Origin of the sequence: Microbacterium sp., assembly GCF_031179285.1 — a bacterium.
Taxonomy (GTDB): Bacteria; Actinomycetota; Actinomycetes; order Actinomycetales; family Microbacteriaceae; genus Microbacterium.
Genome location: NZ_JAPSHY010000003.1, coordinates 196,120 through 217,906, shown reverse-complemented (window position 1 = coordinate 217,906; position 21,787 = coordinate 196,120). Strand labels below are relative to the sequence as shown.

The window sequence follows — 21,787 nt, the reverse complement described above, 5'->3', positions numbered from 1 at the left end:
GCGTCAGAGGCTTTCGACCCAGTTGCGCAGTAGACGGATGCCGGCCTCGCCGGACTTCTCCGGATGGAACTGCGTCGCCGAGAGCGGACCGTTCTCCACCGCCGCCAGGAACGGTGAGCCGTACGTCGTCCAGGTGAGCTTCGGCGTCGGGAACGGCGGGATGACGTCGAGCTCCCAGGAGTGCGCGGCGTAGGAGTGCAGGAAATAGAACCGCTCCTGCTCGAGACCGCGGAAAAGCACGCTTCCCTCGTCGGGGGTCACCGTGTTCCAGCCCATGTGCGGCAGCACCGGCGCCTCGAGCTCGGTCACGGAACCTGGCCACTCCCCCAGCCCCTCGATGTCCTGCCCGCGTTCGACGCCGTTGCCGAACATCACCTGCATGCCGACGCAGATGCCGAGAACCGGACGCCCGCCGGCAAGCCGCCGGTCGATGATGTCGTCGCCGCCGTGGGCAGCGAGAGCCTCGCGGACGGCGGCGAACGCACCGACGCCGGGAACGAGGAGACCGTCCGCCTCGAGAGCCTGTTTGCGGTCACCGGTGAGCACGGCGTCGGCGCCCGCGGCGATCAGGGCCTTCACCGCGGAGTGGACGTTGCCCGATTCGTAGTCGAAGACGACGACCCGCGGTGCGCCGCTCACAGCGCTCCCTTGGTGGACGGGATTCCCTCGACGAGCGGATCGATCGACTTCGCCTGGCGGAATGCTCGGGCGAATGCCTTGAACTCGGCCTCGGCGATGTGGTGCGGGTCGCGTCCGCCGAGGACGCGGATGTGCACGGTCAGCGCCGCGTTGAACGTGATGGCCTCGAAGACGTGCCTCACGAGCGATCCGGTGAAGTGCCCGCCGATGAGGTGGTGCTCGAAGCCCACGGGCTCGCCGTCGTGCACGAGGTACGGGCGACCGCTGATGTCGACGACGGCCTGAGCGAGCGCTTCATCCAGCGGCACCAGAGCGTCGCCGTAGCGGGAGATGCCGGACTTGTCGCCGAGGGCCTCGCCGATCGCCTGGCCCAGCACGATCGAGATGTCCTCGACGGTGTGGTGCGCGTCGATGTCGGTGTCGCCCGATGCCCGGACGGTGAGATCCGTCAGTGAGTGCTTCGCGAACGCCGTGAGCATGTGGTCGAAGAACGGCACCGAAGTGTCGATGCGGCTCGCGCCGGTGCCGTCGAGGTTCAGTTCGAGCTCGACGGTGGACTCCGACGTGCTGCGGACTCGGCTGGCGGTGCGGGCGGCGCTCATGCCCCCGATTCTATCGAGGCCAGAGCCTCGAGGAACGCCGTCGTCTCCCCTTCGGTGCCGGCGGTGACCCGCAGGTGCCCGGGGATGCCGACATCGCGGATGAGCACGCCGCGGTCGTACAGCTCCTGCCACGTGCGCTTCGGATCTGCGACACCGCCGAACAGCACGAAGTTGGACCACGATTCGTGCGGGAGGTAGTCGAGCGCCTCGAGCGTCGCCGTGATGCGATCACGCTGCTCGACGATCTCGTCGACCATCCGCAGCATCGTCGATGAGTTGCGCAGGGCCGCGACGGCCGCCGCCTGTGTCAGAGCGCTCAGGTGGTACGGCAGCCGCACCAGGCGCAGCGCGTCGATGAACGCCGGGTCGGCGGCGAGGTAGCCGACGCGGGCCCCGGCGAAGGCGAACGCCTTGCTCATCGTGCGCGAGATCGCCAGGCGCGGCCGGCCCTCGAGCAGAGTCAGTGCGGATGGGGCATCCTTCGGTGCGAACTCCTGATAGGCCTCGTCGACGACCACGATGCCGCGGGCCGCATCGTAGACGGCTTCGACGACGTCGAGTCCGAGAGGCGTGCCGGTCGGGTTGTTGGGCGCGCAGAGCAGGATCACGTCGGGGTCGGCGTGCTTCACCTGCGCGACCGCGTCCTCGACGGTGATCGTGTAGTCGGGCTCGCGAGGAGCTGAGACCCAGGTCCCACCGGTGCCCTGGGCGAGCAAGGGATACATCGAATAGGTGGGTGCGAAGCTGAACGCCGTCCGCCCGGGCCCGGCGAAGGCCTGCAGGATGTGCTGCAGCACCTCGTTCGAGCCGTTGCCGGCCCAGATCTGCTTCGCCTCCAGGCCGTGACCGAGGTACTCGGCGAAACCCTCTCGGAGAGCGGTGAACTCCCGGTCGGGGTACCGGTTCACGTCACGGAGGGCGACGGCGATGTCATCGAGGATGTCGCTGGCCACGGCGTCGGGCACCGGGTGCGTGTTCTCGTTGACGTTCAAAGCGATGGGGAGCGGTGCCTGCGGTGCGCCGTATGGGGTGAGTCCTCGGAGGTCGTCACGCAGCGGCAGGTCGTCGAGGGAGGCGGTCACCCTTCCCATGCTAGAACCCGCAGCAGGCTCCGTGCGCCGGCGGGTGCGAACGCTCAGCCGGCGAACTCCGCGGGAATCGCGAGCTCCTGGCCGGCCTGAACGACGCCGTCCTGCAGCAGGTTCAGTCGGGAGATCTCGCCGATGACCTCACGAGGGTCGGCCTCGGGGGCGACATCGACGGCGATCGACCAGAGGGTGTCACCCGGCATGACGGTCACCGTCTCGAAGCTGGCCGGCTCGGAGCCTGCCGCGTCACCACCCGCCGCGATCGCGCTCCCCCCGCTGATCGCAGCGAACGCGATGCCCGCAGCGAGCGGAAGGGACGCGAGCACCGCGAGCACCCGGCGACCCCTGGCGGTCAGCCGGAGACGGGTCGGAGACCCCGCCGGGATCACCGCTGCGGTGCTGAAGGTGATGCTGCTCATGTGCTGCTCCTCATGATCGCCCCGCCTGCGCGGAGCTGAAGTTGGCGTAGCATTCGCATTCGCCGCTCGGCCGGGAGCCGTGAATGCGAAGCTACGTACCGAAGATATCTTCGAGTTCGAACATCTGTCAACCGTTCTTCGAAATCGTGCCCGGAAATCGTGCGACACGCTCGAACAGATCTTCCACATCGGCGCGATTCTCGGATACGGTTTCGATGAGAACACCCCATCACGGGCCTCCGACATTCGAAGAGCGGCGTCGGATTCGCGTACGAAGGAGCATCATGAGCGACATCTCCGTCCCCGAGACCGAGGCACCGCGCACGCGCCGACGGAAGAGCCTCAGCGCCAAGCAGATGGCGATCCTCGAGGTCATCCAGGCCTCGATCGCCAACCAGGGCTACCCGCCGAGCATGCGCGAGATCGGCGATGCCGTCGGACTCAAGTCCCTCTCGAGCGTCACGCATCAGCTCGGTCAGCTCGAGCTCAGCGGATATCTGCGCCGCGACCCGGGCAAGACCCGGGCCATGGAGGTGCTCATCGACCTTCCGGGCACAAGCGGTGAGAATCCGGCTGACACGATGACGCCCGTCGGTGACGCGGCGATGGTGCCCCTGGTGGGCCAGATCGCCGCAGGCGTGCCGATCACGGCGGAGCAGCAGGTCGAGGAGATCTTCCCGCTCCCCCGTCAACTCGTCGGCAAGGGCGACCTGTTCATGCTCAAGGTCTCGGGCGAGTCGATGATCGACGCCGCGATCTGCGACGGCGATTGGGTCGTCATCCGCTCGCAGAACAGCGCCGAGAACGGCGAGATCGTCGCAGCGATGCTCGACGGCGAGGCGACCGTCAAGACATTCCGGCAGCGCGACGGTCACACCTGGCTGCTGCCGCGCAACTCCTCGTTCGAACCGATCCTCGGCGACGAGGCGACGGTGCTCGGCAAGGTCGTGGCGGTGCTCCGCGCCGTCTGAGTGCGCGCCGGCATCCGCCGACCGAGTATGCGAAGCCGCCCTCCCGATACGTCGGGAGGGCGGCTTTCGCATTCGTACCGCCCCGAAGTTCTGCGGCCATCTCGGACTTCTGCGGCCAAACGGCGCCGATATGGCCGCAGAAGCTGGGAATGGCCGCGGAAGTTGCGGGCCAGCCGCGCGAGTGCGGGTCAGGCCGTGACCGTCACGTCCTCGCGGACGCGGCGGGTGGCCTCGACGATGTTGCGAAGCGACGCGGTGGTCTCGTCGTAGCCGCGGGTCTTCAGGCCGCAGTCGGGGTTGACCCAGAGCTGACGCGTCGGGATCTCCTGCACCGCACGGCGAAGGAGCGATTCGACCTCGTCGACACCCGGCACCCGCGGCGAGTGGATGTCGTAGACCCCGGGCCCGATGCCGTGGTCGAACCCGGCCTCGGCGATGTCGGCGACGACCTCCATGCGGCTGCGTGCCGCCTCGATGGAGGTGACATCGGCATCCAGGGCCCTGATCGCGTCGATGACCACGCCGAACTCCGAGTAACACAGGTGGGTGTGCACCTGCGTGCCCGCGGCGGCACCCCCGGTCGCCAGCCTGAACGATGCCACCGACCAATCGAGGTACGCCGGCTGATCCGCCTTCTTCAGGGGAAGCAGCTCGCGAAGGGCAGGCTCATCCACCTGGATGACGGCGATGCCCGCCGCCTCCAGATCGGCGATCTCCTCGCGCAGCGCCAGTGCCACCTGGTTCGCCGTCTCACCCAACGGCTGGTCGTCGCGCACGAACGACCACGCGAGGATCGTCACCGGTCCCGTCAGCATGCCCTTCATGTGCTTGACCGTCAGCGACTGGGCGTAGGTCGACCACGCGACGGTAATCGGAGCCGGGCGCGAGACGTCCCCCCACAGGATCGACGGGCGCGTCGCGCGGGAGCCGTAGGACTGCACCCAGCCGTGCTCGGTGACCGCGAAGCCATCGAGATTCTCGGCGAAGTACTGCACCATGTCGTTGCGCTCCGGCTCGCCGTGCACGAGCACGTCCAGCCCGAGCTCCTCCTGCAGGGAGACGACGCTGTCGATCTCACGACGGAGGAACTCCTCGTAGTCCTCCTGGGGCAGCTCGCCGCGCGCGAACTGCGCACGCGCCCGGCGGATGTCACCGGTCTGCGGGAAGGAGCCGATCGTGGTGAGCGGCAGGGCGGGCAGATTCAGTGCCTCCTGCGCGCTCAGGCGCTCCTCGTACGACACCCGCGAGAAGTCGGCGTCGCCGAGAACTCGCTGCCGCACGGCACCGTCGCGCACTCCGGGAGCGCCCAGACGGTCGGCGAGCGCTGCGGATGCCGCGGCGAGTTCGCCCTCGATGGATTCGCGCCCCGCGGCGATGCCGCGTGCGAGGGTGACGACCTGCTCGACCTTCTGGTCGGCGAAGGCCAGCCAGGACAGCAGTCTCTCGTCGAGCTTCGTCTCGTCTGCGACGTCGTGCGGCACGTGCAGCAGCGAGGTCGACGTCGACGCGGCGACCGCTCGCGCACCGAGCCCTCGCAGGGCCTCGAGCTTGTCAGCCGCTGCGGCGAGGTCGCCGCGCCAGATGTTGTGACCGTCGATGACACCGCCGACGAGCGTCTTGTCTTCGAGCCCCGCCGCTGCCGCCGGGATGCCGCCGCGGACGAGGTCGACAGCGATCGCCTCGATCGGCGCCGCGGCGAGCACCGGGAACACCTCGCCGAGATCGGCATACGGGGCGGCGACGAGGATCGACGGGCGCTCGGAGGCGCCCCCGAGCACCGCAAGGGCACGCGCGGCGGCATCCGAGAGCTGTGCGACCGTCGCCGGCAGTGATTCGCTCACCAGGGCCGGCTCGTCGAGCTGGACCCATGCGGCGCCGGCGGCGCGCAGCCGCGCGAGAAGCTCTGCGTACACCGGCAGCAGGTCGTCGAGCCGGCTGAGCGGATCGAAGCCCTCCGGCGCCTCGTCCGATGCCTTGGCGAGCGCGAGAAGGGTCACCGGGCCCACGACGACGGGTCGCGTGACGAAGCCGGCGGCCGCGGCCTCGGCGACCTCGCGGACGAGGCGATCACTTGCGAGCGAGAACACCGTCTCCGGGCCGATCTCCGGCACCAGATAGTGGTAGTTCGAATCGAACCACTTCGTCATCTCTAGTGGCGCCCGCTCGCCTTCGCCGCGGGCGACCGTGAAGTAGGCGGGAAGCCCGATCGTGCCGTCGGCGTCGCGCAGATCCGCGAAACGGCTCGGGATCGCGCCGACGGTGACAGCCGCGTCGAGCACCTGGTCGTAGTACGAGAACGACTCGGGGATCGCGGAGTCGTCTCGGCCGAGGCCGAGCGAGGCGAGCCGGTCACGGGTCGCTGCCCGAAGCGCGGCCGAGGTGCGCTCGAGTTCCGCTTCGTCGACACGGCCCGCCCAGAACGCCTCGACAGCCTTCTTCAGCTCACGACGTCGGCCGATGCGGGGGTAGCCGAGGATGGTTCCCTCGGGGAATGCGGTCATGGTCTTTCCTTTCGGCGGGGTCAATGGTGCAGGGCCGGGAGGATGCCGGCTTCTGCGAGGACGGTGAGGACGGTCTCGTGCTGGTTGAAGGCGTAGAGGTGCACGCCGGGCGCACCGCCGGCGACGACCTCGCGGGCGAGTCGAGCCGCCCACTCGATGCCGATCTCGCGGCGCCCCTCCACCGTCGGCTCGACGTCGAGGGCGATGGCGAGTTCGCTGGGCAGGTCCTCGCCCGTGAGCTCGAGCACGCGAGCGAGCCGAGCGGGAGACGTGATCGGCATGATCCCCGGCAGGATCGGGATCGTGACACCGGCTGCACGAGCGCGTTCGACGAAGGCGAGATAGTCATCCGGGTGGAAGAAGAGCTGGGTGATCGCGAAGGTGGCACCGGCCGCCTGCTTCGCCAGCAACGCCTCGACGTCCTGCGTGCGGTGCGTCGCGCGCGGGTGCCCCTTCGGGAAGGCGGCGACGGCGATGCTGACCTCGCGCCGCGGTGCAACCGTGGCAGCTCCCGGGAAGCCGGGTACCGGCGACTCCTCGTAGGGCGCACGTTCGGCCTGGACCCGGTCGATGAGCTGCACGAGCTGCGCCGCGCTCTCGAGGTCGCCCAGGTACGCCTCGGTCTGTCCCGCGGGCGGGTCGCCGCGGAGGGCGAGGAAGCTGAGGATGCCGGCGTCGAGGAACTCGCGGATCAGCCGGGCTGCAGCAGCGTACGTGTTGCCGACACACGTGAGGTGGGCGAGGGGTTCGACGCTCGTCTGCTCCCGGATGAACCGGAGCACCTCCAGCGACCGTCCACCGGTCGATCCGCCCGCGCCATAGGTCACCGAGAGGAACTCGGGACCCGCTGCGGCGAGCCGGCGCACCGTCTCGTGCAGTGCCTCCTCGCGCGACTCGGACCGTGGAGGGTAGAGCTCGAAGGAGAACGGCACGCGCGGCGAGCCGGGGGGTGGAGTCTCGGAAGACATCTCTCTCCTGAAGAACGGGGCGGGCCGGGCGGCCGCGCACGACGCATGGTGGGCATCATTCGCGGGCGGGTGCCGGGCTCGGCTGTCGCTCCAACGCTCGGGGCGAACCGGGCGTTTCCAGAAACCTATGGCAACCGAGTCGCAGGATGCACGCTGTGTGACGCCGTATGTCGACACCGGGGCGCATAGGCTCGAAGGATGTCGCCTGCGTACGGAACCTGGCCCTCACCCTTCCGCGCCGAGGAGGTCGCGGCGTCCTCTCCGCGCATCGACGGAGCCCGCTTCGTCGGGGAGGAGATCTGGTGGGGGGAATCGGTGCCCACCCAGGCGGGTCGCGTCACCGTGCGCACCTCGACGGGACGCGAGGTGCTCACGGCGCCGTGGAGCGCGCGCTCGCGCGTGCACGAGTACGGCGGCGGTGCGTGGACGGCGGATGCCGACGGCATCCTGTACTTCGTCGAGGCGAAGGATCAGCGCGTCTACCGTGTGTCTCCCGGGGCCGATCCGGTGCCGCTCACGCCCCAGGGTGCGTCGCACGGTGGCCTGCGCCTGCAGCAGGGACGCCTGCTCGCCGTGCGTGAGGATCTCTCGGTCACCCCGCACCGACGCGCTCTCATCGAGATCCCGATCGACGGCTCGGGCGCGGTCGATGAAGAGGCCATCAACGTCTTCGTGCAGGGGAGCGCGTTCTTCGCACACCCCGCCCTCTCCCCCGACGGCACCCGGATCGCGTGGGTCGAGTGGAGCGGGATCCGGATGCCGTGGGAGAGCGCGCAGCTCTCGGTCGCCTCGATCGAGAACCAGACGTTTGCCGAGGTCACGGCCCGAGCCGCATTGCAGCCGGAGTGGGTGAGCGACACCGAGCTGCTGTACGCCGACGACCCGACCGGCCGCTGGGGCCTGTTCCGCCAACGTCTGGATGGCATCGCAGCGCAGGGGGAAGCTGAGGCGATCGCCCCCGCCGACGCTGACACCGGCTACGGGCTCTGGGTGCTCGGCAACAGGTGGTATCAGCCGCTCACCGACGGGCGGATCGTTGCGGTGCGCACGAACGGCCGCGACGAGGTGGTCGTCATCGGGCCCGACGGCAGCGCACGGGCGCTGCCACTCCCCTGTGACGGCCACGTCAGCATCGACGACGTCGCAGACTCGCTCGTGTTGATCTCAGGCAACGGGTCGGCGGTGGCGCCCGGTCTCTGGTGCGTCGACCTCGACTCGGGCGAGATCGTCGCCGTGCGCGGTGGTGCGCGCGTCGACGCGCGCTGGATGCCGCCGGCACGCCCGATCGTCATCGACGGCGACCACGGCCCCGTGCACGCGTTCGCCTATCCGCCGGCGAACCCCGAGGTCGACGCTGCCACCGACGAGCTGCCGCCGTACGTCGTCTTCGTGCACGGCGGGCCGACCGCTCACGTCACCGGTGCCGCCTCATCGGCCATCGCCTTCTACACGAGTCGCGGAATCGGCGTGCTCGACGTGAACTACGGCGGTTCGACCGGATACGGGCGGCAGTACCGCGAACGCCTGCACCGAGGGTGGGGCGTCGTCGACGTCGATGACGTAATCGCTGCGGCGCGGGGCCTGATCGATGCGGGGCTGGCGGATCCTGCCCGGATCGCGATCCGTGGCAGCTCGGCGGGAGGGTGGACGGTGCTGTCGTCGCTCGTCCGCGGTGGCACGTTCGCCGCCGGAATCAGCCGATACGGCGTGGCGGATCTGCGGATGCTGGCCGCCGACTCCCCCGACTTCGAGAAGCACTACATCGAGGGGCTCGTCGGACCTCTCCCGGCATCCGAGCAGCTCTTCATCGATCGCTCCCCGCTCACGCACGCCGAACGGATCGATGTCCCCGTTCTGCTGCTGCAGGGCGAGGAGGACCGAGTGGTGCCGCCGACGCAGTCGGCAGCGATCCGCGATGCGCTCGCCGCGCGCGGCATCCCTCACGAATACGTGCTGTACCCGGGCGAGGGCCACGGTTTCCGGCGAGCCGAGACCGTCGTCGACGCGCTGGAACGCGAACTGCGTTTCCTCGGCCGGGCCTTCGGCTTCACACCGCGGCCGGACTGACCGGAAGCTCCTCGCGGCTGCCGCCGCCCCGACGGCGAGACTCCGACGGGGAGTTCGACGGCGGCTCCGACCGCGACTTCGGCCGCGGCTTCGACCGCGAGTGCACCGGTTGTCGCCGAGTGCACGGGACATTGACGTGAGCAGGCCGTGCACTCGGCACGAATCCGTCCACTCGGCGCGAGCGTCTGAATTTACTCGCCGGTGCGGTTGCGGGTGCGCATGGCGCGCTCCGCCTCACGGGTGTCCTGACGCTCGCGCAGGGTCTGCCGCTTGTCGTACTCGCGCTTTCCCTTGGCCAGGGCGATCTCGACCTTGGCGCGACCGTCCAAGAAGTAGAGCTTCAGCGGGACGAGCGTGTACCCACCGGCCGAGACCGCGTGCGACAGCTTCGCGATCTCCTCACGGTGCAGCAGCAGCTTGCGCACGCGCTTGGCGGAGTGGTTGGTCCAGTGCCCCTGGGAGTACTCGGGGATGTGCACGGAGTCGAGGAACACCTCGTTGCCCTTGATGAACGCATACCCGTCGCTGAGATTCGCGCGCCCCTGACGCAGCGACTTCACCTCGGTGCCCGTGAGCACCATCCCCGCCTCGTACGACTTCTCGATGTTGTAGTCGTGACGTGCGCGACGATTGGTCGCGACGACCTTCTCCCCGCGTTCCCTGGGCATGTTGCTCTCCTGATCCGTGCCGTGCGGACGCACGACAGCCTGTCAGTCTACAACGGCACCGGCGTCAGGTGCGCAGCCAACGGCGGATGGCGAACCCGGCCGACAGGGCCGCGAGCAGGATGCCGATGCCGATCAGCACGGGGACCACGAGGGCGGCATCCTGCATGCTCACCCACGTCGTGATGAAGGGCACGCGCTCTCGCAGGTAGCCGTCGACCCCGAAATGCAGCCCGGCCACTACCGCGGCGCTCGCGAGAACCGAGCCGAGGAACGCCGCGAACACGCCCTCCAGCACGAACGGCGTCTGGATGAAGCGGTTCGACGCGCCCACCAGCCGCATGATCCCGATCTCCTTGCGCCGGGCGTAGGCCGACAGGCGGATCGTGGTCGCGATGAGCAACGTCGCTGCGATCAGCATCAGCACGGCGATACCGACGGCGATGTAGGTGGCGACGGTGAGCGCCGAGAAGAGGGGCTCGAGGTACTGCAGCTGGTCGGCCACCTGCTCGACCCCCAGCTGTCCGCCGAACGCTTCGACGAGAACCTGCGACTGCGTGGGGTCCTTCAGCGTGACGAAGAAGCTCTCCGACATCTGCTCGGCGGTGAAGACGCTGGCCTTCTCGGCGCCGATCTGCTCGACGATGTTGGCGTACGCCTCTTCTTTCGTCTCGAAGCGCACGTCGGCGATGAGCGGTGACAGCGCCTCGTCGGCGAGGCGATCGCGCACGATCTGCACCTGCTCCTCGGTCGCCGATCCGTCGATGCAGGTCTGCGACTCCGACACCTCGGAGCACATGTAGACGGCCACCTGGGCGCGCTCCGTCCAGTAGCCGCGCATCGTGCCGATCTGGGCCTGCATGAGGATCGCGGCCCCGACGAACGTCAGCGACACGAAGGTCACGAGGACGACCGAGATCACCATCGAGATGTTGCGGCGGAGACCGCCGAGGGCTTCTGCGAGGATCAGACCGATTCTCATGAGGTCGGCCCCACTTCCTCGTCGCCGGACTCCGACAGCCCGAGGCGATCGGCGACACCGAGCTCGGCCACGTCGACCTCGGGCAGGACGATCGGATGCGTGAGCGGTCCGACCGGAGCGGGCTTCTCAGCCGCAGGCTCCGGCGCTCCCGGCGCGCGGTCGGCCGATGCGCGTTCGGCCGGCGCCGACGCTGCGGCGGCGTGGGTGCGCGCCGGCGAGGATGCGGCAGCGGCTGCTGCCGCCGGTGCGGTCTCCGCCGCCTGGTCGGTACGGGCCGGCTGCCGGACGGGCTCTGCGGCGCTCTGCCTGCGCTGTGCGTTCAGTTCTTCGGCGAGGGCGGCGCGCACGACGGAGAGATCAGCCGTCTGACGCTGCACCTCCTGCACCGCGGTGAGGGCCGCGGCCGCTGCTGCTCCCCGCACCTCTTCCGGCACCAGGCGCGGGATGTTGGACGTGTCTCCGTACCCGCCGTGCACCTCATCGCGCACCATGACGCCGTCACGGAGCTCGATCACGCGGCGCTGCATCTGATCGACGAATGCGGCTTCGTGGGTGGCCATCAGCACGGTGGTCCCGCCGGCGTTGATGCGGGCGAGCAGCTGCATGATGTCGACCGAGGTGGCCGGGTCGAGGTTTCCCGTCGGCTCATCGGCGAGCAGCACCTGCGGCCGGTTCACGAGAGCGCGCGCGATGGCGACGCGCTGCTGCTCACCGCCGGAGAGCTCATGCGGCATCCGCTTCTGCTTGCCGTCGAGCCCGACGAGCGCCAGCGCTTCCGGAACGGCCTGCTGGATGAAGCCGCGTGAGGATCCGGTGACTTGGAGGGTGAAGGCGACGTTCTGGTAGACCGTCTTCGACGGCAGCAGGCGGAAGTCCTGGAAGACCGAGCCGATGTGCCGGCGGAAATACGGCACCTTCCGGTTCGCCAGCGCGCGGAGATCGCGCCCGAGGACGGCGACCCGGCCGGACGACGGGATCTCCTCGCGGAGGATCAGCCTTAGGCAGGTTGACTTCCCCGATCCCGAGGCGCCGACGAGGAAGACGAACTCGCCCCGCTGCACCTCGAAGTCGACGCCGGACAGGGCGGGCCTCGCGGTCCCGCGATAGCGCTTCGTGACGTTCTCGAACCGGATCATGGCGTTACGAGCCTAAGCGCGGCCCTCTCGCTGTCTGCGAGCGACACCCCGCGAGCACAAGGCGAGTCGCCTCTCGATCGCCCCCGGTGACCCGCATGGGGAGCCCTCCCCATGCCGCTGACCCTCTCGACGTCACCCGCGACTGCTATATATGGAGGGTCCGTTCGCACGTTCCGCGCGGGCTCACATTCTCTAGGGGGACCCCATGACGACACCCGCAGGCTGGTACGACGACGGTTCAGGCCGGCAGCGATGGTGGGACGGCCAGCAGTGGACCGAGCACTTCGCTCCCGAGGCCGAGGCACCCGCCGCAACCGACGCTCCCGCTGCCGAGCCGGCCGCCGGCTCCGCTGCCCCGCAGGACTGGTCGAACGGCGATTCACTCGACGACACCGTGATGCGGCCGTCGGGCGACGCTCCCGCCGCGTCCAGCGACGCCGACGCGCAGCCCACCGAGGCCTTCAGCGCACCGGGCGAGACGGCCTCGTACCCGTCGAGCGCCCCCTACCCCGGTTCCACCCCGGCCGTCCCGGAATACGCGGCGCCGTCGTACCCGGACGCAGCGGCGGCGTACGCACCGCCGGCTCCCGGGTACCCGGCCGCTGACTCGGGCGGCGCCTACCCCGGCGCAGCCACCGGCGTCGGCACCCCCGAGGAGCCGAAGAAGCTCTCCGTCATCGGGCTCGTCGGTCTGGGCCTTGCCGCGCTCGGCACGATCCTCGGCTGCATCCCCCCGGTCATGGTTGTCGGCTGGGTGCTGCTCGGTCTCGGCTTCATCGTCTCGATCGTGTCGCTGTTCCTCAAGGGCAAGAAGTGGCCGGGCATCGTCGGGCTGTCGGTCGCCGTGGTCGGCACGATCATCAGCATCATCGTCGCGGCCGTGTTCTTCACCCTCTCTTTCGCCGACGCGTTCCAGGACGAGCTCGACAACTTCCCGACGTCGATCCCGTCCGACTCGGCGAGTCCTGAGCCCGACGAGACCGACGCGAGTGACGACACCGCGACCGGCACCGGTCGACCCACCGTCGAAGAGGTCGCTGCCGGCCTCACCGAGGTGATCACCGCGCTCGGGGAGAACGAATCGTACTCACCCGAGCAGATCACCTGCATCGCCGAAGGATTCGTCTCGTCGGACATCCCGGATGACACGCTTCGGGTGATTGCGAACGGCGAGGAGATGTACACCGACCCGGACGCTCTCACCGCGTTCAGCGAGAAGTTCACCGAGTGGGGCGTCACCTGCCTGATGCCGTGACACCCGCCTGAATCAACAGAAGGCCCCGGAGCGCATCGCTCCGGGGCCTTCTGCGTGCGTATCGAGGATCAGTCGTCGGTCTTGCGCTTCCGCCAGCGGATGCCGGCAGAGATGAAGCCGTCGAGGTCGCCGTCGAAGACGGCAGCGGGGTTGCCGGACTCGTGGCCGGTGCGCAGGTCTTTCACCAGCTGCTGCCCGTAGAGGAAGTACGAGCGCATCTGATCGCCCCAGCTCGCGGTGATGGTTCCGGCGAGTTCCTTCTTCTTCGCCGCCTCCTGCTCCTTCTGCAGCAGCAGCAGGCGGGTCTGCAGCACGCGCATCGCGGCGGCGCGGTTCTGGATCTGCGACTTCTCGTTCTGCATCGACACGACGATGCCGGTCGGCAGGTGGGTCAGGCGCACGGCGGAGTCGGTGGTGTTGACCGACTGGCCGCCGGGGCCCGAGGAGCGGAAGACGTCGACGCGGATGTCGCCCTCGGGGATGTCGACCTCGGTCGCCTCTTCCATCAGCGGGATGACCTCGACGGCGGCGAACGACGTCTGGCGCTTGTCGGCCGACCCGAACGGGCTGATCCGCGCGAGGCGGTGGGTCCCGGCCTCGACCGACAGCGTGCCGAAGGCGTAGGGGGCCTCGATCTCGAAGGTCGCCGACTTGATGCCGGCGCCTTCGGCGTATGAGGTGTCCATCACCTTGACGGGGTACTTGTGCTGCTCGGCCCAGCGCAGGTACATGCGCATGAGCATCTCGGCGAAGTCGGTGGCGTCGTCGCCGCCGGCGCCGGAACGGATCGTGATGATGGCCGAGCGATCGTCGTACTCGCCGTCGAGGAGCGTCTGCACCTCGAGCTGGTCGATGAGCTCTTTGAGGGTGGCGAGCTCGGTGCGCGCTTCCTGCGCGGAATCCTCATCACCCATCTCGTTCGCGAGGCCGATGAGCACCTCGAGGTCGTCGAGGCGGCTGGCGATGCCCTCGATGCGGGCGAGTTCGGACTGACGGTGGCTCAGAGCGCTGGTCACCTTCTGCGCGCGCTCGGTGTCGTCCCACAGGTCGGGGGCACCGGCTTCTTCGCTGAGTCGGGCGATTTCGGTGCGGAGCGCTTCGACATCGACGACCTCGCGAATGTCACCGAAGGTGAGTCGCAGGGCCTGGATGTCAGCTGAGAGGTCGAGTTCGAGCATGGCACTTCAGCCTAACGTGCGCAGGGGTAACGTGAGAGCGTGAGTAGTGCGTCGTCGGTCCTGAGACAGTTCGGGCCGATGGTGTACCTGCCGACCATCCTCTTCTCGATCGGCGAGGGCGCCGTCATCCCCCTCATCCCGGTGATCGCGGTGACGATGGGGGCGGATGTCGCCTCCGCGGCGCTCGTCGCGGCCGCGCTCGTCGTCGGCCAGCTCTGCGGCAACCTGCCGGCCGGGTGGCTCGTGGCGAAGGTCGGCGAGCGGTTCACGATGGTGATCGCGGGGGCGGTCTCGCTGCTCGCGGCCCTCGGGATGCTCTCCTCCCCCACGCTGGGCCTCTTCGCGGCATCCGTGTTCCTGCTCGGCTTCTGCGCGGCCGCGTTCGGCCTCGCCCGGCACGCCTTCATGACGACGAGGGTTCCGCTGCCGTTCCGGGCTCGGTCGCTGTCGCTGCTGGGCGGCAGCTTCCGTCTCGGAATCTTCATCGGACCGTTCTTCGCCGCAGGTCTTCTGCAGCTGTTCCACGACGAGCTCGTGACGATCTGGTTCCTCATCGGCTGCCTGTTCGTGATGCTGCTGCTCGTGCTGTTCGGCCCCGACCCTGAGAAGGCGAATCCGCCGATCCGCACCGCGAACCGGTCGGACCCCGCCGAGGACTCCGGCGAGGCGGTGAGCGGCTCGATCCCGACGATCGAGCGCGCCGGGGTCTTCCGCACGATGTGGCAGCAGCGTGGTGTGCTGAGCCGGCTCGGGGCCGCGGCCGCGTCGCTGTCGGCGCTGCGCTCGGCGCGGATGGCAGTGCTGCCGCTGTGGGGCGTGTCGATCGGGCTGGACGCGTCGACGATCGCACTGGTGGTCGGCATTTCGGGAGCGGTCGACTTCGCCCTCTTCTACGCGAGCGGCCAGGTGATGGACCGGTTCGGCAGGCTCTGGGCCGCGATGCCGGCGATGCTCGTGATGGGGCTCGGGTTCCTCGCGCTGGCCTTCACGCACGACCTCGATTCGGCGGTGCTCTGGTACGGCACGTTCGCCGTGGTGCTCGGCGTGGGCAACGGCCTCTCCAGCGGCATCCTGCTCACCCTCGGAGCGGACGTTGCGCCGAAACACGAGCCCGCCGCGTTCCTCGGGTCATGGCGGACGCTGGCGGATGCCGGAGGGGCGGCAGCTCCGCTGATCGTCGCCGGCATCACCGCCGTGGCATCGCTATCGTTCGCGGCGGGTGCGATGGGAGTGATCGGGCTCCTGGGAGCTGCCGGGTTCCTGCGCTGGATCCCCCGGTTCGTGCCACGGCCCAGGCCGGATGCCGACGCGGAATGAGTTCACTCGAGCGCGGTGCGGCTGGTCGCGGTGGCCTGCAGCGGGATGCCGTCGGGGACGAAGGGCGAGAAGAGCGGCGGATGCCACGACGCGGTGAGCGTCACCTGCGCCGAGACTCCGTCCGGTGAGGATGCCGCCACCAGCGTGGCTTCGCCAGGGAGCGCGGCGATCAGTGCCTCCGCCTGCTCTCTCACCCCTGCGTCGCTGAGTTCTGCCCTGACGCTCTCACCGGTGACCGCGAGGGTGAAGCCGTCCGCCCCGGCGAGCGCCGCCGAGTCGGCGAGGGAGTCCAGTCGTTTCTGCGCGATGTAGAGATCGGTGGCGCACACGCAGACGAAGAGCACCGCGAGAGCGAGCAGAACGTAGCCGAGAGTGAGGAGCAGCACGCTTCCCTCATCGCCGCCGGTGCGGCGAGGGCGATTCATTCGCCACCCCACAGCCGCGACACCTTCTGCGCGGCCGACGCTTCCAGCGGGATCGACGCGATCCGGTCGAGGCCGAACACCGGCGGTACGAAGGGCAGACTCACGCGCGTCGCCACCGTGACGATCACCGTCGCGCCGGCGGATGGGCACTCGACTCCGGCGGGCGTGCAGGTCATTCCGACACGGACGGCTTCGGCGTCGAGTCCGTATTCGTCGATGACGCCCGCGAGCACGGCGTCGCTGCGCGAGGCGGCCGTATCCACGTCGGGTGCCTGCGAGATCACACGAGCGGTGTGCCTCGCCGCGGCCTCCGCGCCGAGCGTCTGCTCCTGGATCACACCGAGCGCGATGACGAGGTACACCAGGGGGACCAGCAGGATCACCCCGACCGTGATGAACTCCAGTGCTGCGGAGCCGTCGTCATTCGTCACCCAGCGATTCGACCGGCGCATGTCCCTCCACCTCCATCGCGAACGGGATTCCGAGCAGGCCGACGACCGGGAGGGTGGTGCGGATGCGGATCTCGACGACCGTGTGTCCCAGTTCCTGCGTTGTGCTCGCCGAGACGTCATCCGCGTAATCGGCGCCGACGGCACGGGTGATCGCGAGTCGCGCGCGCTCGGCGCCCTCCTCGAGGTCGGTGTCGGCGAGGGCTGCGTGATACGCGCCCTCGACGGCAGCGTCGTGGACGACGTTTCGCACGTAGACGGCGAGGGCGATCTGCAGCACGGCGAGCGTCAGCACGGTGAGGAGCGTGCCGACCATCACGAACTCGACGGGGCTCGACCCCCGGTCGTCTGCGATGCCGCGCCGTGCTGCGTGCACGGTCAGAGTCCGGAGACCCGCTGGATCGCCTGCTCGAACAACGCGCTCAGCGCCGGCCCTGCCACCGCCCAGATCACGACCACCAGACCGGCCGTCATGAGCGTGACGAGCACCCAGCCCGGCACGTCCCCGGTGTCGTCCTCGGCGAGCGAGCGAGCAGACGCGCTCAGGTCCCTCCACCAGCTTCGAAGTCTCGTCATGATCGTCCTTTCGTGGATGTCTGCGGATCGGTGCCGCTCAGCCGATGCCGAGTCGGAGAATGAAAAGTCCGGGGTAGACCGCGAAGAGCACGGACATTGGCAGGATCAGGAAGACAAGGGGCAGGAGCATGAGGATCTCCTTGCGGCCTGCCTGCTCGATGAGAACCCGCTTCGCGTCTTCGCGGGCATCGCCTGCCTGCGCGTGGAGCACCCCCGACAGCGGTGCGCCGTGTTCGAGGGCTGCGACGATCTGGTCGACGGAACGCGACAGCCCCGGCAGTTGCAGACGGGCCGCCATCTCGGCCAGCGCATCGGCGAGTGGGGACCCGGTGTTCGCCGCGAGCACCACCAGGCGGAGCTCCGCTGTCAGCTCACCCGACCCGACGGCAGACACTCGCCGGAGCGCGTCGAGGAACCCCTCCCCCGCGGAAAGGCAGAGCGCGAGAAACTCCAGAGTCGTCGGCAGCTCATCGGTGAGTCGGGTGCGGCGCGCCTTGGCGCGGGCCGTGAGCTGCGCATCGTAGATCGCGCCGGCCGCGGCTCCCGCGATGATCGGCAGGAGCGCGACCGGTGCCGACATCCGTCCCGCGAGGGCGAGGACGATGACGAGGACGGCGCCGGCCCCGAGTCCCGCGAGCGCCCAAGCCAGCTGTCGCGCACGGAACGCGCCCGCATCGGCTCTGAGCCCCGCCTGCGCCAGTCGGCGCTGCAACAGCTCTCCGCCGCCCAGCACGCGTTCGAACCCGTGCTGCAGCCGTCGCCATGCGGTGATGCGCCCCGAGGGGAGGATGCCCGCCCGCGGAAGTACGCCGGGCGGGAGGAGCGCGTCGTCGATCACGTCGCGGACATACGGAGCGATGCGGGTACTCAGCGATGCGGCACGCCAGCGGGGCAAGGAAGCGAGGAGGAAGAGGAGTCCCGCAGCGAGAAAACCGCCGAGAAGCACAGCAAGTGCCAGATCCGAGATCACACTCATCCGAACCACCGCCTGGGCTCGGGAAGTCGTCCGATGCGGAGCATGATCCTGAAGGCCACGACCGAGACCGCGGCGCCGACGCAGATCACGATCATCCCCTCGGGGCTCGCGTAGGCCTGGACTCCCTCCGGCCGCATCACGAGCAGACCGAGGATCACCCAGGGTGCGACGGCGCCCAGAACGGCCGCACCCCGGATCCAGGATTGGCGCGCCTCGACCTCGCCTCGGAGCGCAGCATCGGCACGCACCGACGACGACAACGCGCGAAGCACCCCCGTCAGCTCGGTGCCGCCGACCTGTCTCGCCATGCGCAACGTCTCGACGATCCGGTCGGCGATCGGATCCGCGAGCGACGCCTTCAGGCGGTCCAGGCTGCTCTCGAAACGCCCTGTCGCGCGCAGATCACGCGCGAAGACGACGAACGCGGGGCGCAGCATCATCGGGGCGGATGTGGCGAGACTCGCCACGGCATCCGGCAGCGAGAGCCCCACCCGGATCGACGCGATCAGCAGGTCGCAGACGTCCGGCCAGATCTGACGCCGGAGCTTGCGAAGCCGAACGCGCCGCGCGCGGAGGAACATGCCGGGCGCAGCCGCCCCGGCAAGCCCCGCCAGCACGGCGAGCACGGCGAGTCCGGTCAGCAACCACACGACGGACGCCGCTGCCAGTCCCGACGCGACCATCACCGACCCCGCCACGCGCGCTTCGACTCCACCGAACCCCGCCTCGCCGAGAAGCCGGGAGAGGGCGCCGGTGCGCTGTGCCCGCTCTTCGAGCGGTCGCGGCGGCCACAGCCACGGGGACAGACAGAGCAGCAGGCCGGCGGCCAGCGTCGCGCCGAGCAGGATGGTCACGGCCGAACCTCCTGCGGATCGCGAGCACTGTGCGACCGCAGCGAACCTGCCGCCCCCGCCCGGTACACCGTTCGCGTGATGATCCGTCCCTCGACGATCTCGCCGGTCGGCGCGATGATCTCCTCCACCCGCCTGACCCCGCGCGCGTCCCGCACGCAGTGCACCACCAGATCGATCGCCGAGGCCAGCGCCGGGGCGATGAAGGCGCGGTCGATGTTGCGTCCCGCGAGCAGCGGAAGGATGCTGAGCTTGTCCATCGCCTCGGCCGCGGAGTTCGCATGCACGGTGGCAGCACCGGGCACGCCGGTATTCAGTGCGAGGACGAGATCGAGCGCCTCGGCGTCGCGCACCTCGCCCACGACGAGCCGATCCGGCCGCATCCGCAGCGCCTCTTTGACGAGGCGCCGCAGGGTGATCTCGCCCGTTCCCTCCAAGCTCGCCTGACGCCCCTGCAGAGCGACGACGTCCGGGCCGTCGACGGCGAGTTCGAACGTCTCCTCGACCGTGATGATCCGCTGCGTGTTCGCACAGGATGCGAGCAGCGCTCCCAGAAGCGTGGTCTTGCCGGCGTGCGTGGCGCCGGACACGACGACGCTCCGCCCGGAGCCCATCGCCTCCCTGAGCTGCTCGGCGACGTGAGACGGCATCGCGCCCTGCGCGGTGAGAGCCTCCAGTGAGCGATAGCGGGGCAGGAACTTACGGATGTTCACCGCCCAGGAGCCCCGTACGACGTCGGCGATGGCAACGTGAAGCCGAGAGCCGTCCGGCAGGGAGGCATCGACGAACGGCTGACTGATGTCGACACGGCGCCCGGTCGATTGCAGCATCCTCTCGACGAGATCGCGCACCACCGCGTCCGTCAGCTGCAGAGGCAGACGCTCGGACACCCCGCCGCGGGCGACGTAGATACGGTCGGGTCCGTTCAGCCAGATCTCCTCAGAACTCCATTCGATGCACCGGGCAAGGGAGCCGCCCCAGGCGGTCTCCTCCTTCGCCAGCATCGAAAGGGACACCATGACTAGTGCCAACCTCGTTGACCTCTACCTTCGACTCAGCATCGACAAGGAAGGGAAGGACTCCCTCGAGCGCCAGGAGGCTGACCTCCGCGCGTGGGCCGACCGCGAGGGCCTGAGCGTGCGCCGAGTCTGGAAGGACCCGGGAAAGTCCGGTTACAAGCGCGGAGTCAGCCGCCCAGACTTCGACGCCGCCGTCGCCGCGGTCACGGCTGGCGAAGTGGCCACCCTCGCCGTCTGGAAACTTGACCGGCTGAGCCGCCAGGGCGCAGGACAAGTCGGTACAGTTCTCGACGATGTCGACGCCGTTGGCGGTCGCCTGTACTTCCTCAAGGATTCTCTCGACTCTTCTGTCCCGGGGCATCGCATGGTCATCGTCATGGTGTCGGAACAGGCCCGCGCCGAGAGCGCCAATACCTCGCTCCGCGTCCGCGCCAAAAAGGAGGTTCAGCGCAAGGCGGGCATGTACCTCGGCGGCTCTGACCCGTTCGGCTACGTCGTCGGCGAGGATCGGAAGCTACGTCAGCACCCTGCCGAGGCTCCCCTCGTTCGCGAGGCCGTCGAGCGGCTCCTCAGCGGTGAGACGATGCTCATGGTCTGCCGCGATTGGAATGAACGCGGCGTCCCGACACGACGCAACGGCTCCATGTGGCGCTCCTCCTCCATGTCCGTCGTCTTGCGCTCGCCCTCTCTCGCCGGGCTCGTGCCCGATCACCGCGAACAACGCGCGGCAGGATACGAGGGTGGCGACATCCACCCCTGGCGCGACCCAGACACGGGCGAAACTGTCTCTCTCATGGCACCCGGTGAGGCTCCCATCGTCAGCGAGGGAGAGCGCATGGAGCTCCTGCGCGTTCTTGACTCGCGTCTGCGTCGGTTCGGGCGCGGCATGCGCGCAGTCAAGCAACCCGAATCCCTCCTTGGCGGCGGCCTCGTCATCTGCGCTGAGTGTCGGCGGACATGCAACTCCTTCGGGAACGCCTACCGTTGCCGCAAGCGCGACTACGTGGGCGACCCATGCGCTCGCCCACTCAACGTCACCCTCGCGACACTGGAGGAGGCCGTGAAATTCCAATGGGCGCTTCACCTAGCGCGCCTCGAGGCCGACGACGAACTCCTTGGCGCGGTCGCCGAGCGCTGGCTCGCCAGGAACGATCCGGCACCGCTACGCGAGCGTGACGCGCTCAACGAACGGCTTCGCACTCTCGAGGCGCAGCTCGAGGACGCCGACCGCGATCGCTACGTCCGGGGCTCACTTTCCCCTGAGCGTCACGCCCGAATCGCTGACGCCCTCGGCAAGCAAGAGTCGCGTGTCCGCGCTGAGCTCGCGGCGCTTCCCAAGCCGGAAGCCGACCTCGGAGCGCTCCTCGATCCCGAGCTCTCACTTCCGGCCATCATGTCCGCCCCGGTGCTCGAGGCCAGAGCACTTCTCCGTCTCGCCATCGACAAAGTCATCGTCACGGCCGCTCCTTACCCCGGCGCGCGCTTTCACCCCCGTCAGCGCATGCGCATCGTCTGGGCTGGGCAGGACGAGGAGCCGCCCGCGTCCGAGCGCCTTGAGGGCGGCAGTTGAGATACTCGTGCTCTCGCGACGCGCGTTTACGCGCATCGCCGGGGTGAAGCCGCTGGGCCAACCTGGGCGAGCCGTGACGGAGTGACGCAAAAACCGTCACTTTCTATTCCCTTCTAGAGAGCTCTCTCTCTCG

The 21,787-nt window shown here is 69.1% G+C and carries 22 protein-coding genes; 5 read left to right on the top strand and 17 right to left on the bottom strand.

All coding sequences use genetic code 11. The features are described from left to right. Positions 1 to 3: 3 nt before the first annotated feature. The 4 genes from hisH to RIN18_RS03335 are packed head-to-tail and all read right to left on the bottom strand — an operon-like array spanning position 4 to position 2,748. A complete protein-coding gene (hisH, locus tag RIN18_RS03350) occupies positions 4 to 639 on the bottom strand; it encodes an imidazole glycerol phosphate synthase subunit HisH (RefSeq protein ID WP_309102526.1) in 636 nt (211 codons plus the stop codon). Further along, complete coding sequence (hisB, locus tag RIN18_RS03345; RefSeq protein WP_309102525.1) at positions 636 to 1,241, bottom strand: imidazoleglycerol-phosphate dehydratase HisB; 606 nt, start codon at positions 1,239 to 1,241, stop codon at positions 636 to 638. The genes hisH and hisB overlap by 4 nt, the downstream gene beginning before the upstream one ends. Further along, on the bottom strand, positions 1,238 to 2,332 hold the full coding sequence (locus RIN18_RS03340) for a histidinol-phosphate transaminase (RefSeq protein ID WP_309102524.1): 1,095 nt from the start codon (positions 2,330 to 2,332) through the stop codon (positions 1,238 to 1,240). Before RIN18_RS03340 ends, hisB begins: the two co-directional genes overlap by 4 nt. 44 nt (positions 2,333 to 2,376) lie before the next feature. Continuing rightward, entirely contained in the window at positions 2,377 to 2,748 is a 372-nt protein-coding gene (locus RIN18_RS03335) for a LysM peptidoglycan-binding domain-containing protein (protein WP_309102523.1), read from the bottom strand. Between the two features lie 284 nt (positions 2,749 to 3,032). Between RIN18_RS03335 and lexA the strand changes: the two genes are divergently transcribed. Then, a complete protein-coding gene (lexA, locus tag RIN18_RS03330) occupies positions 3,033 to 3,719 on the top strand; it encodes a transcriptional repressor LexA (protein ID WP_309102522.1) in 687 nt (228 codons plus the stop codon). A 188-nt stretch (positions 3,720 to 3,907) separates the two neighbouring features. On the opposite strand, the gene metE is transcribed toward lexA, so the two are convergent. Beyond that, positions 3,908 to 6,220 carry a 5-methyltetrahydropteroyltriglutamate--homocysteine S-methyltransferase gene (gene metE, locus RIN18_RS03325; protein ID WP_309102521.1) on the bottom strand — a complete coding sequence of 771 codons (2,313 nt, stop codon included), beginning with the start codon at positions 6,218 to 6,220 and terminating at the stop codon, positions 3,908 to 3,910. Positions 6,221 to 6,240: 20 nt separating this feature from the next. Beyond that, complete coding sequence (locus tag RIN18_RS03320) at positions 6,241 to 7,188, bottom strand: methylenetetrahydrofolate reductase (protein ID WP_309102520.1); 948 nt, start codon at positions 7,186 to 7,188, stop codon at positions 6,241 to 6,243. Positions 7,189 to 7,386: 198 nt separating this feature from the next. On the opposite strand from RIN18_RS03320, the gene RIN18_RS03315 reads away from it, so the two are divergent. Then, a complete protein-coding gene (locus RIN18_RS03315) occupies positions 7,387 to 9,255 on the top strand; it encodes a prolyl oligopeptidase family serine peptidase (RefSeq protein ID WP_309102519.1) in 1,869 nt (622 codons plus the stop codon). Positions 9,256 to 9,446: 191 nt separating this feature from the next. Here the strand turns inward: RIN18_RS03315 and smpB are convergent, their stop codons facing one another. The 3 genes from smpB to ftsE form a co-directional block, all read right to left on the bottom strand. Continuing rightward, positions 9,447 to 9,923, bottom strand: a complete 477-nt coding sequence (gene smpB / locus RIN18_RS03310) for an SsrA-binding protein SmpB (protein ID WP_309102518.1) — start codon at positions 9,921 to 9,923, stop codon at positions 9,447 to 9,449. A gap of 64 nt (positions 9,924 to 9,987) precedes the next feature. Continuing rightward, a complete protein-coding gene (gene ftsX / locus RIN18_RS03305) occupies positions 9,988 to 10,902 on the bottom strand; it encodes a permease-like cell division protein FtsX (protein ID WP_309102517.1) in 915 nt (304 codons plus the stop codon). Continuing rightward, positions 10,899 to 12,038: a cell division ATP-binding protein FtsE gene (ftsE, locus tag RIN18_RS03300; protein ID WP_309102516.1), complete on the bottom strand. Its 1,140-nt coding sequence runs from the start codon at positions 12,036 to 12,038 to the stop codon at positions 10,899 to 10,901. The genes ftsX and ftsE overlap by 4 nt, the downstream gene beginning before the upstream one ends. Before the next feature lie 205 nt (positions 12,039 to 12,243). On the opposite strand from ftsE, the gene RIN18_RS03295 reads away from it, so the two are divergent. Next, complete coding sequence (locus RIN18_RS03295; RefSeq protein WP_309102515.1) at positions 12,244 to 13,293, top strand: DUF2510 domain-containing protein; 1,050 nt, start codon at positions 12,244 to 12,246, stop codon at positions 13,291 to 13,293. 68 nt (positions 13,294 to 13,361) lie between these two features. Here the strand turns inward: RIN18_RS03295 and prfB are convergent, their stop codons facing one another. Further along, the gene (prfB, locus tag RIN18_RS03290; protein WP_309102514.1) at positions 13,362 to 14,471 is read right to left on the bottom strand and encodes a peptide chain release factor 2; all 1,110 of its coding nucleotides are present in this window, start codon (positions 14,469 to 14,471) and stop codon (positions 13,362 to 13,364) included. A gap of 78 nt (positions 14,472 to 14,549) precedes the next feature. Between prfB and RIN18_RS03285 the strand changes: the two genes are divergently transcribed. Continuing rightward, positions 14,550 to 15,788 (top strand): MFS transporter, encoded by a 1,239-nt coding sequence (locus tag RIN18_RS03285; protein ID WP_309102541.1) that lies wholly within the window; start codon positions 14,550 to 14,552, stop codon positions 15,786 to 15,788. A gap of 2 nt (positions 15,789 to 15,790) precedes the next feature. Here RIN18_RS03285 and RIN18_RS03280 read toward each other — a convergent pair whose 3' ends face one another. Genes RIN18_RS03280 through RIN18_RS03250 form a run of 7 tightly spaced genes read right to left on the bottom strand, consistent with a single transcriptional unit; the run spans position 15,791 to position 20,084 of the window. Continuing rightward, a complete protein-coding gene (locus RIN18_RS03280) occupies positions 15,791 to 16,213 on the bottom strand; it encodes a pilus assembly protein TadG-related protein (protein WP_309102513.1) in 423 nt (140 codons plus the stop codon). Further along, positions 16,210 to 16,665: a TadE family protein gene (locus RIN18_RS03275; RefSeq protein WP_375163487.1), complete on the bottom strand. Its 456-nt coding sequence runs from the start codon at positions 16,663 to 16,665 to the stop codon at positions 16,210 to 16,212. Before RIN18_RS03275 ends, RIN18_RS03280 begins: the two co-directional genes overlap by 4 nt. Then, a complete protein-coding gene (locus RIN18_RS03270; protein WP_309102511.1) occupies positions 16,634 to 17,038 on the bottom strand; it encodes a TadE/TadG family type IV pilus assembly protein in 405 nt (134 codons plus the stop codon). The genes RIN18_RS03275 and RIN18_RS03270 overlap by 32 nt, the downstream gene beginning before the upstream one ends. Positions 17,039 to 17,040: 2 nt before the next feature. Continuing rightward, positions 17,041 to 17,238 (bottom strand): hypothetical protein, encoded by a 198-nt coding sequence (locus RIN18_RS03265; protein WP_309102510.1) that lies wholly within the window; start codon positions 17,236 to 17,238, stop codon positions 17,041 to 17,043. A gap of 37 nt (positions 17,239 to 17,275) precedes the next feature. Next, positions 17,276 to 18,214 (bottom strand): type II secretion system F family protein, encoded by a 939-nt coding sequence (locus RIN18_RS03260; protein WP_309102509.1) that lies wholly within the window; start codon positions 18,212 to 18,214, stop codon positions 17,276 to 17,278. Further along, the gene (locus RIN18_RS03255) at positions 18,211 to 19,068 is read right to left on the bottom strand and encodes a type II secretion system F family protein (RefSeq protein ID WP_309102508.1); all 858 of its coding nucleotides are present in this window, start codon (positions 19,066 to 19,068) and stop codon (positions 18,211 to 18,213) included. The genes RIN18_RS03260 and RIN18_RS03255 overlap by 4 nt, the downstream gene beginning before the upstream one ends. After that, a complete protein-coding gene (locus RIN18_RS03250) occupies positions 19,065 to 20,084 on the bottom strand; it encodes an ATPase, T2SS/T4P/T4SS family (RefSeq protein WP_309102507.1) in 1,020 nt (339 codons plus the stop codon). The genes RIN18_RS03255 and RIN18_RS03250 overlap by 4 nt, the downstream gene beginning before the upstream one ends. Between RIN18_RS03250 and RIN18_RS03245 the strand changes: the two genes are divergently transcribed. Then, a complete protein-coding gene (locus RIN18_RS03245; protein WP_309102506.1) occupies positions 20,083 to 21,654 on the top strand; it encodes a recombinase family protein in 1,572 nt (523 codons plus the stop codon). The two genes, RIN18_RS03250 and RIN18_RS03245, sit on opposite strands and share 2 nt — an antisense overlap. Positions 21,655 to 21,787: the final 133 nt, after the last annotated feature.

Excerpts from the sequence above, each read along its gene's own strand:
- hisB (WP_309102525.1), bottom strand. The coding sequence starts at position 1,241 with ATGAGCGCCGCCCGCACCGCCAGCCGAGTCCGCAGCACGTCGGAGTCC.
- RIN18_RS03340 (WP_309102524.1), bottom strand. The coding sequence starts at position 2,332 with ATGGGAAGGGTGACCGCCTCCCTCGACGACCTGCCGCTGCGTGACGAC.
- RIN18_RS03335 (WP_309102523.1), bottom strand. The coding sequence starts at position 2,748 with ATGAGCAGCATCACCTTCAGCACCGCAGCGGTGATCCCGGCGGGGTCT.
- lexA (WP_309102522.1), top strand. The coding sequence starts at position 3,033 with ATGAGCGACATCTCCGTCCCCGAGACCGAGGCACCGCGCACGCGCCGA.
- metE (WP_309102521.1), bottom strand. The coding sequence starts at position 6,220 with ATGACCGCATTCCCCGAGGGAACCATCCTCGGCTACCCCCGCATCGGC.
- RIN18_RS03320 (WP_309102520.1), bottom strand. The coding sequence starts at position 7,188 with ATGTCTTCCGAGACTCCACCCCCCGGCTCGCCGCGCGTGCCGTTCTCC.
- RIN18_RS03315 (WP_309102519.1), top strand. The coding sequence starts at position 7,387 with ATGTCGCCTGCGTACGGAACCTGGCCCTCACCCTTCCGCGCCGAGGAG.
- smpB (WP_309102518.1), bottom strand. The coding sequence starts at position 9,923 with ATGCCCAGGGAACGCGGGGAGAAGGTCGTCGCGACCAATCGTCGCGCA.
- ftsX (WP_309102517.1), bottom strand. The coding sequence starts at position 10,902 with ATGAGAATCGGTCTGATCCTCGCAGAAGCCCTCGGCGGTCTCCGCCGC.
- ftsE (WP_309102516.1), bottom strand. The coding sequence starts at position 12,038 with ATGATCCGGTTCGAGAACGTCACGAAGCGCTATCGCGGGACCGCGAGG.
- RIN18_RS03295 (WP_309102515.1), top strand. The coding sequence starts at position 12,244 with ATGACGACACCCGCAGGCTGGTACGACGACGGTTCAGGCCGGCAGCGA.
- prfB (WP_309102514.1), bottom strand. The coding sequence starts at position 14,471 with ATGCTCGAACTCGACCTCTCAGCTGACATCCAGGCCCTGCGACTCACC.
- RIN18_RS03285 (WP_309102541.1), top strand. The coding sequence starts at position 14,550 with ATGGTGTACCTGCCGACCATCCTCTTCTCGATCGGCGAGGGCGCCGTC.
- RIN18_RS03280 (WP_309102513.1), bottom strand. The coding sequence starts at position 16,213 with ATGAATCGCCCTCGCCGCACCGGCGGCGATGAGGGAAGCGTGCTGCTC.
- RIN18_RS03275 (WP_375163487.1), bottom strand. The coding sequence starts at position 16,665 with ATGCGCCGGTCGAATCGCTGGGTGACGAATGACGACGGCTCCGCAGCA.
- RIN18_RS03265 (WP_309102510.1), bottom strand. The coding sequence starts at position 17,238 with ATGACGAGACTTCGAAGCTGGTGGAGGGACCTGAGCGCGTCTGCTCGC.
- RIN18_RS03260 (WP_309102509.1), bottom strand. The coding sequence starts at position 18,214 with ATGAGTGTGATCTCGGATCTGGCACTTGCTGTGCTTCTCGGCGGTTTT.
- RIN18_RS03245 (WP_309102506.1), top strand. The coding sequence starts at position 20,083 with ATGACTAGTGCCAACCTCGTTGACCTCTACCTTCGACTCAGCATCGAC.
- RIN18_RS03250 (WP_309102507.1), bottom strand. The coding sequence starts at position 20,084 with ATGGTGTCCCTTTCGATGCTGGCGAAGGAGGAGACCGCCTGGGGCGGC.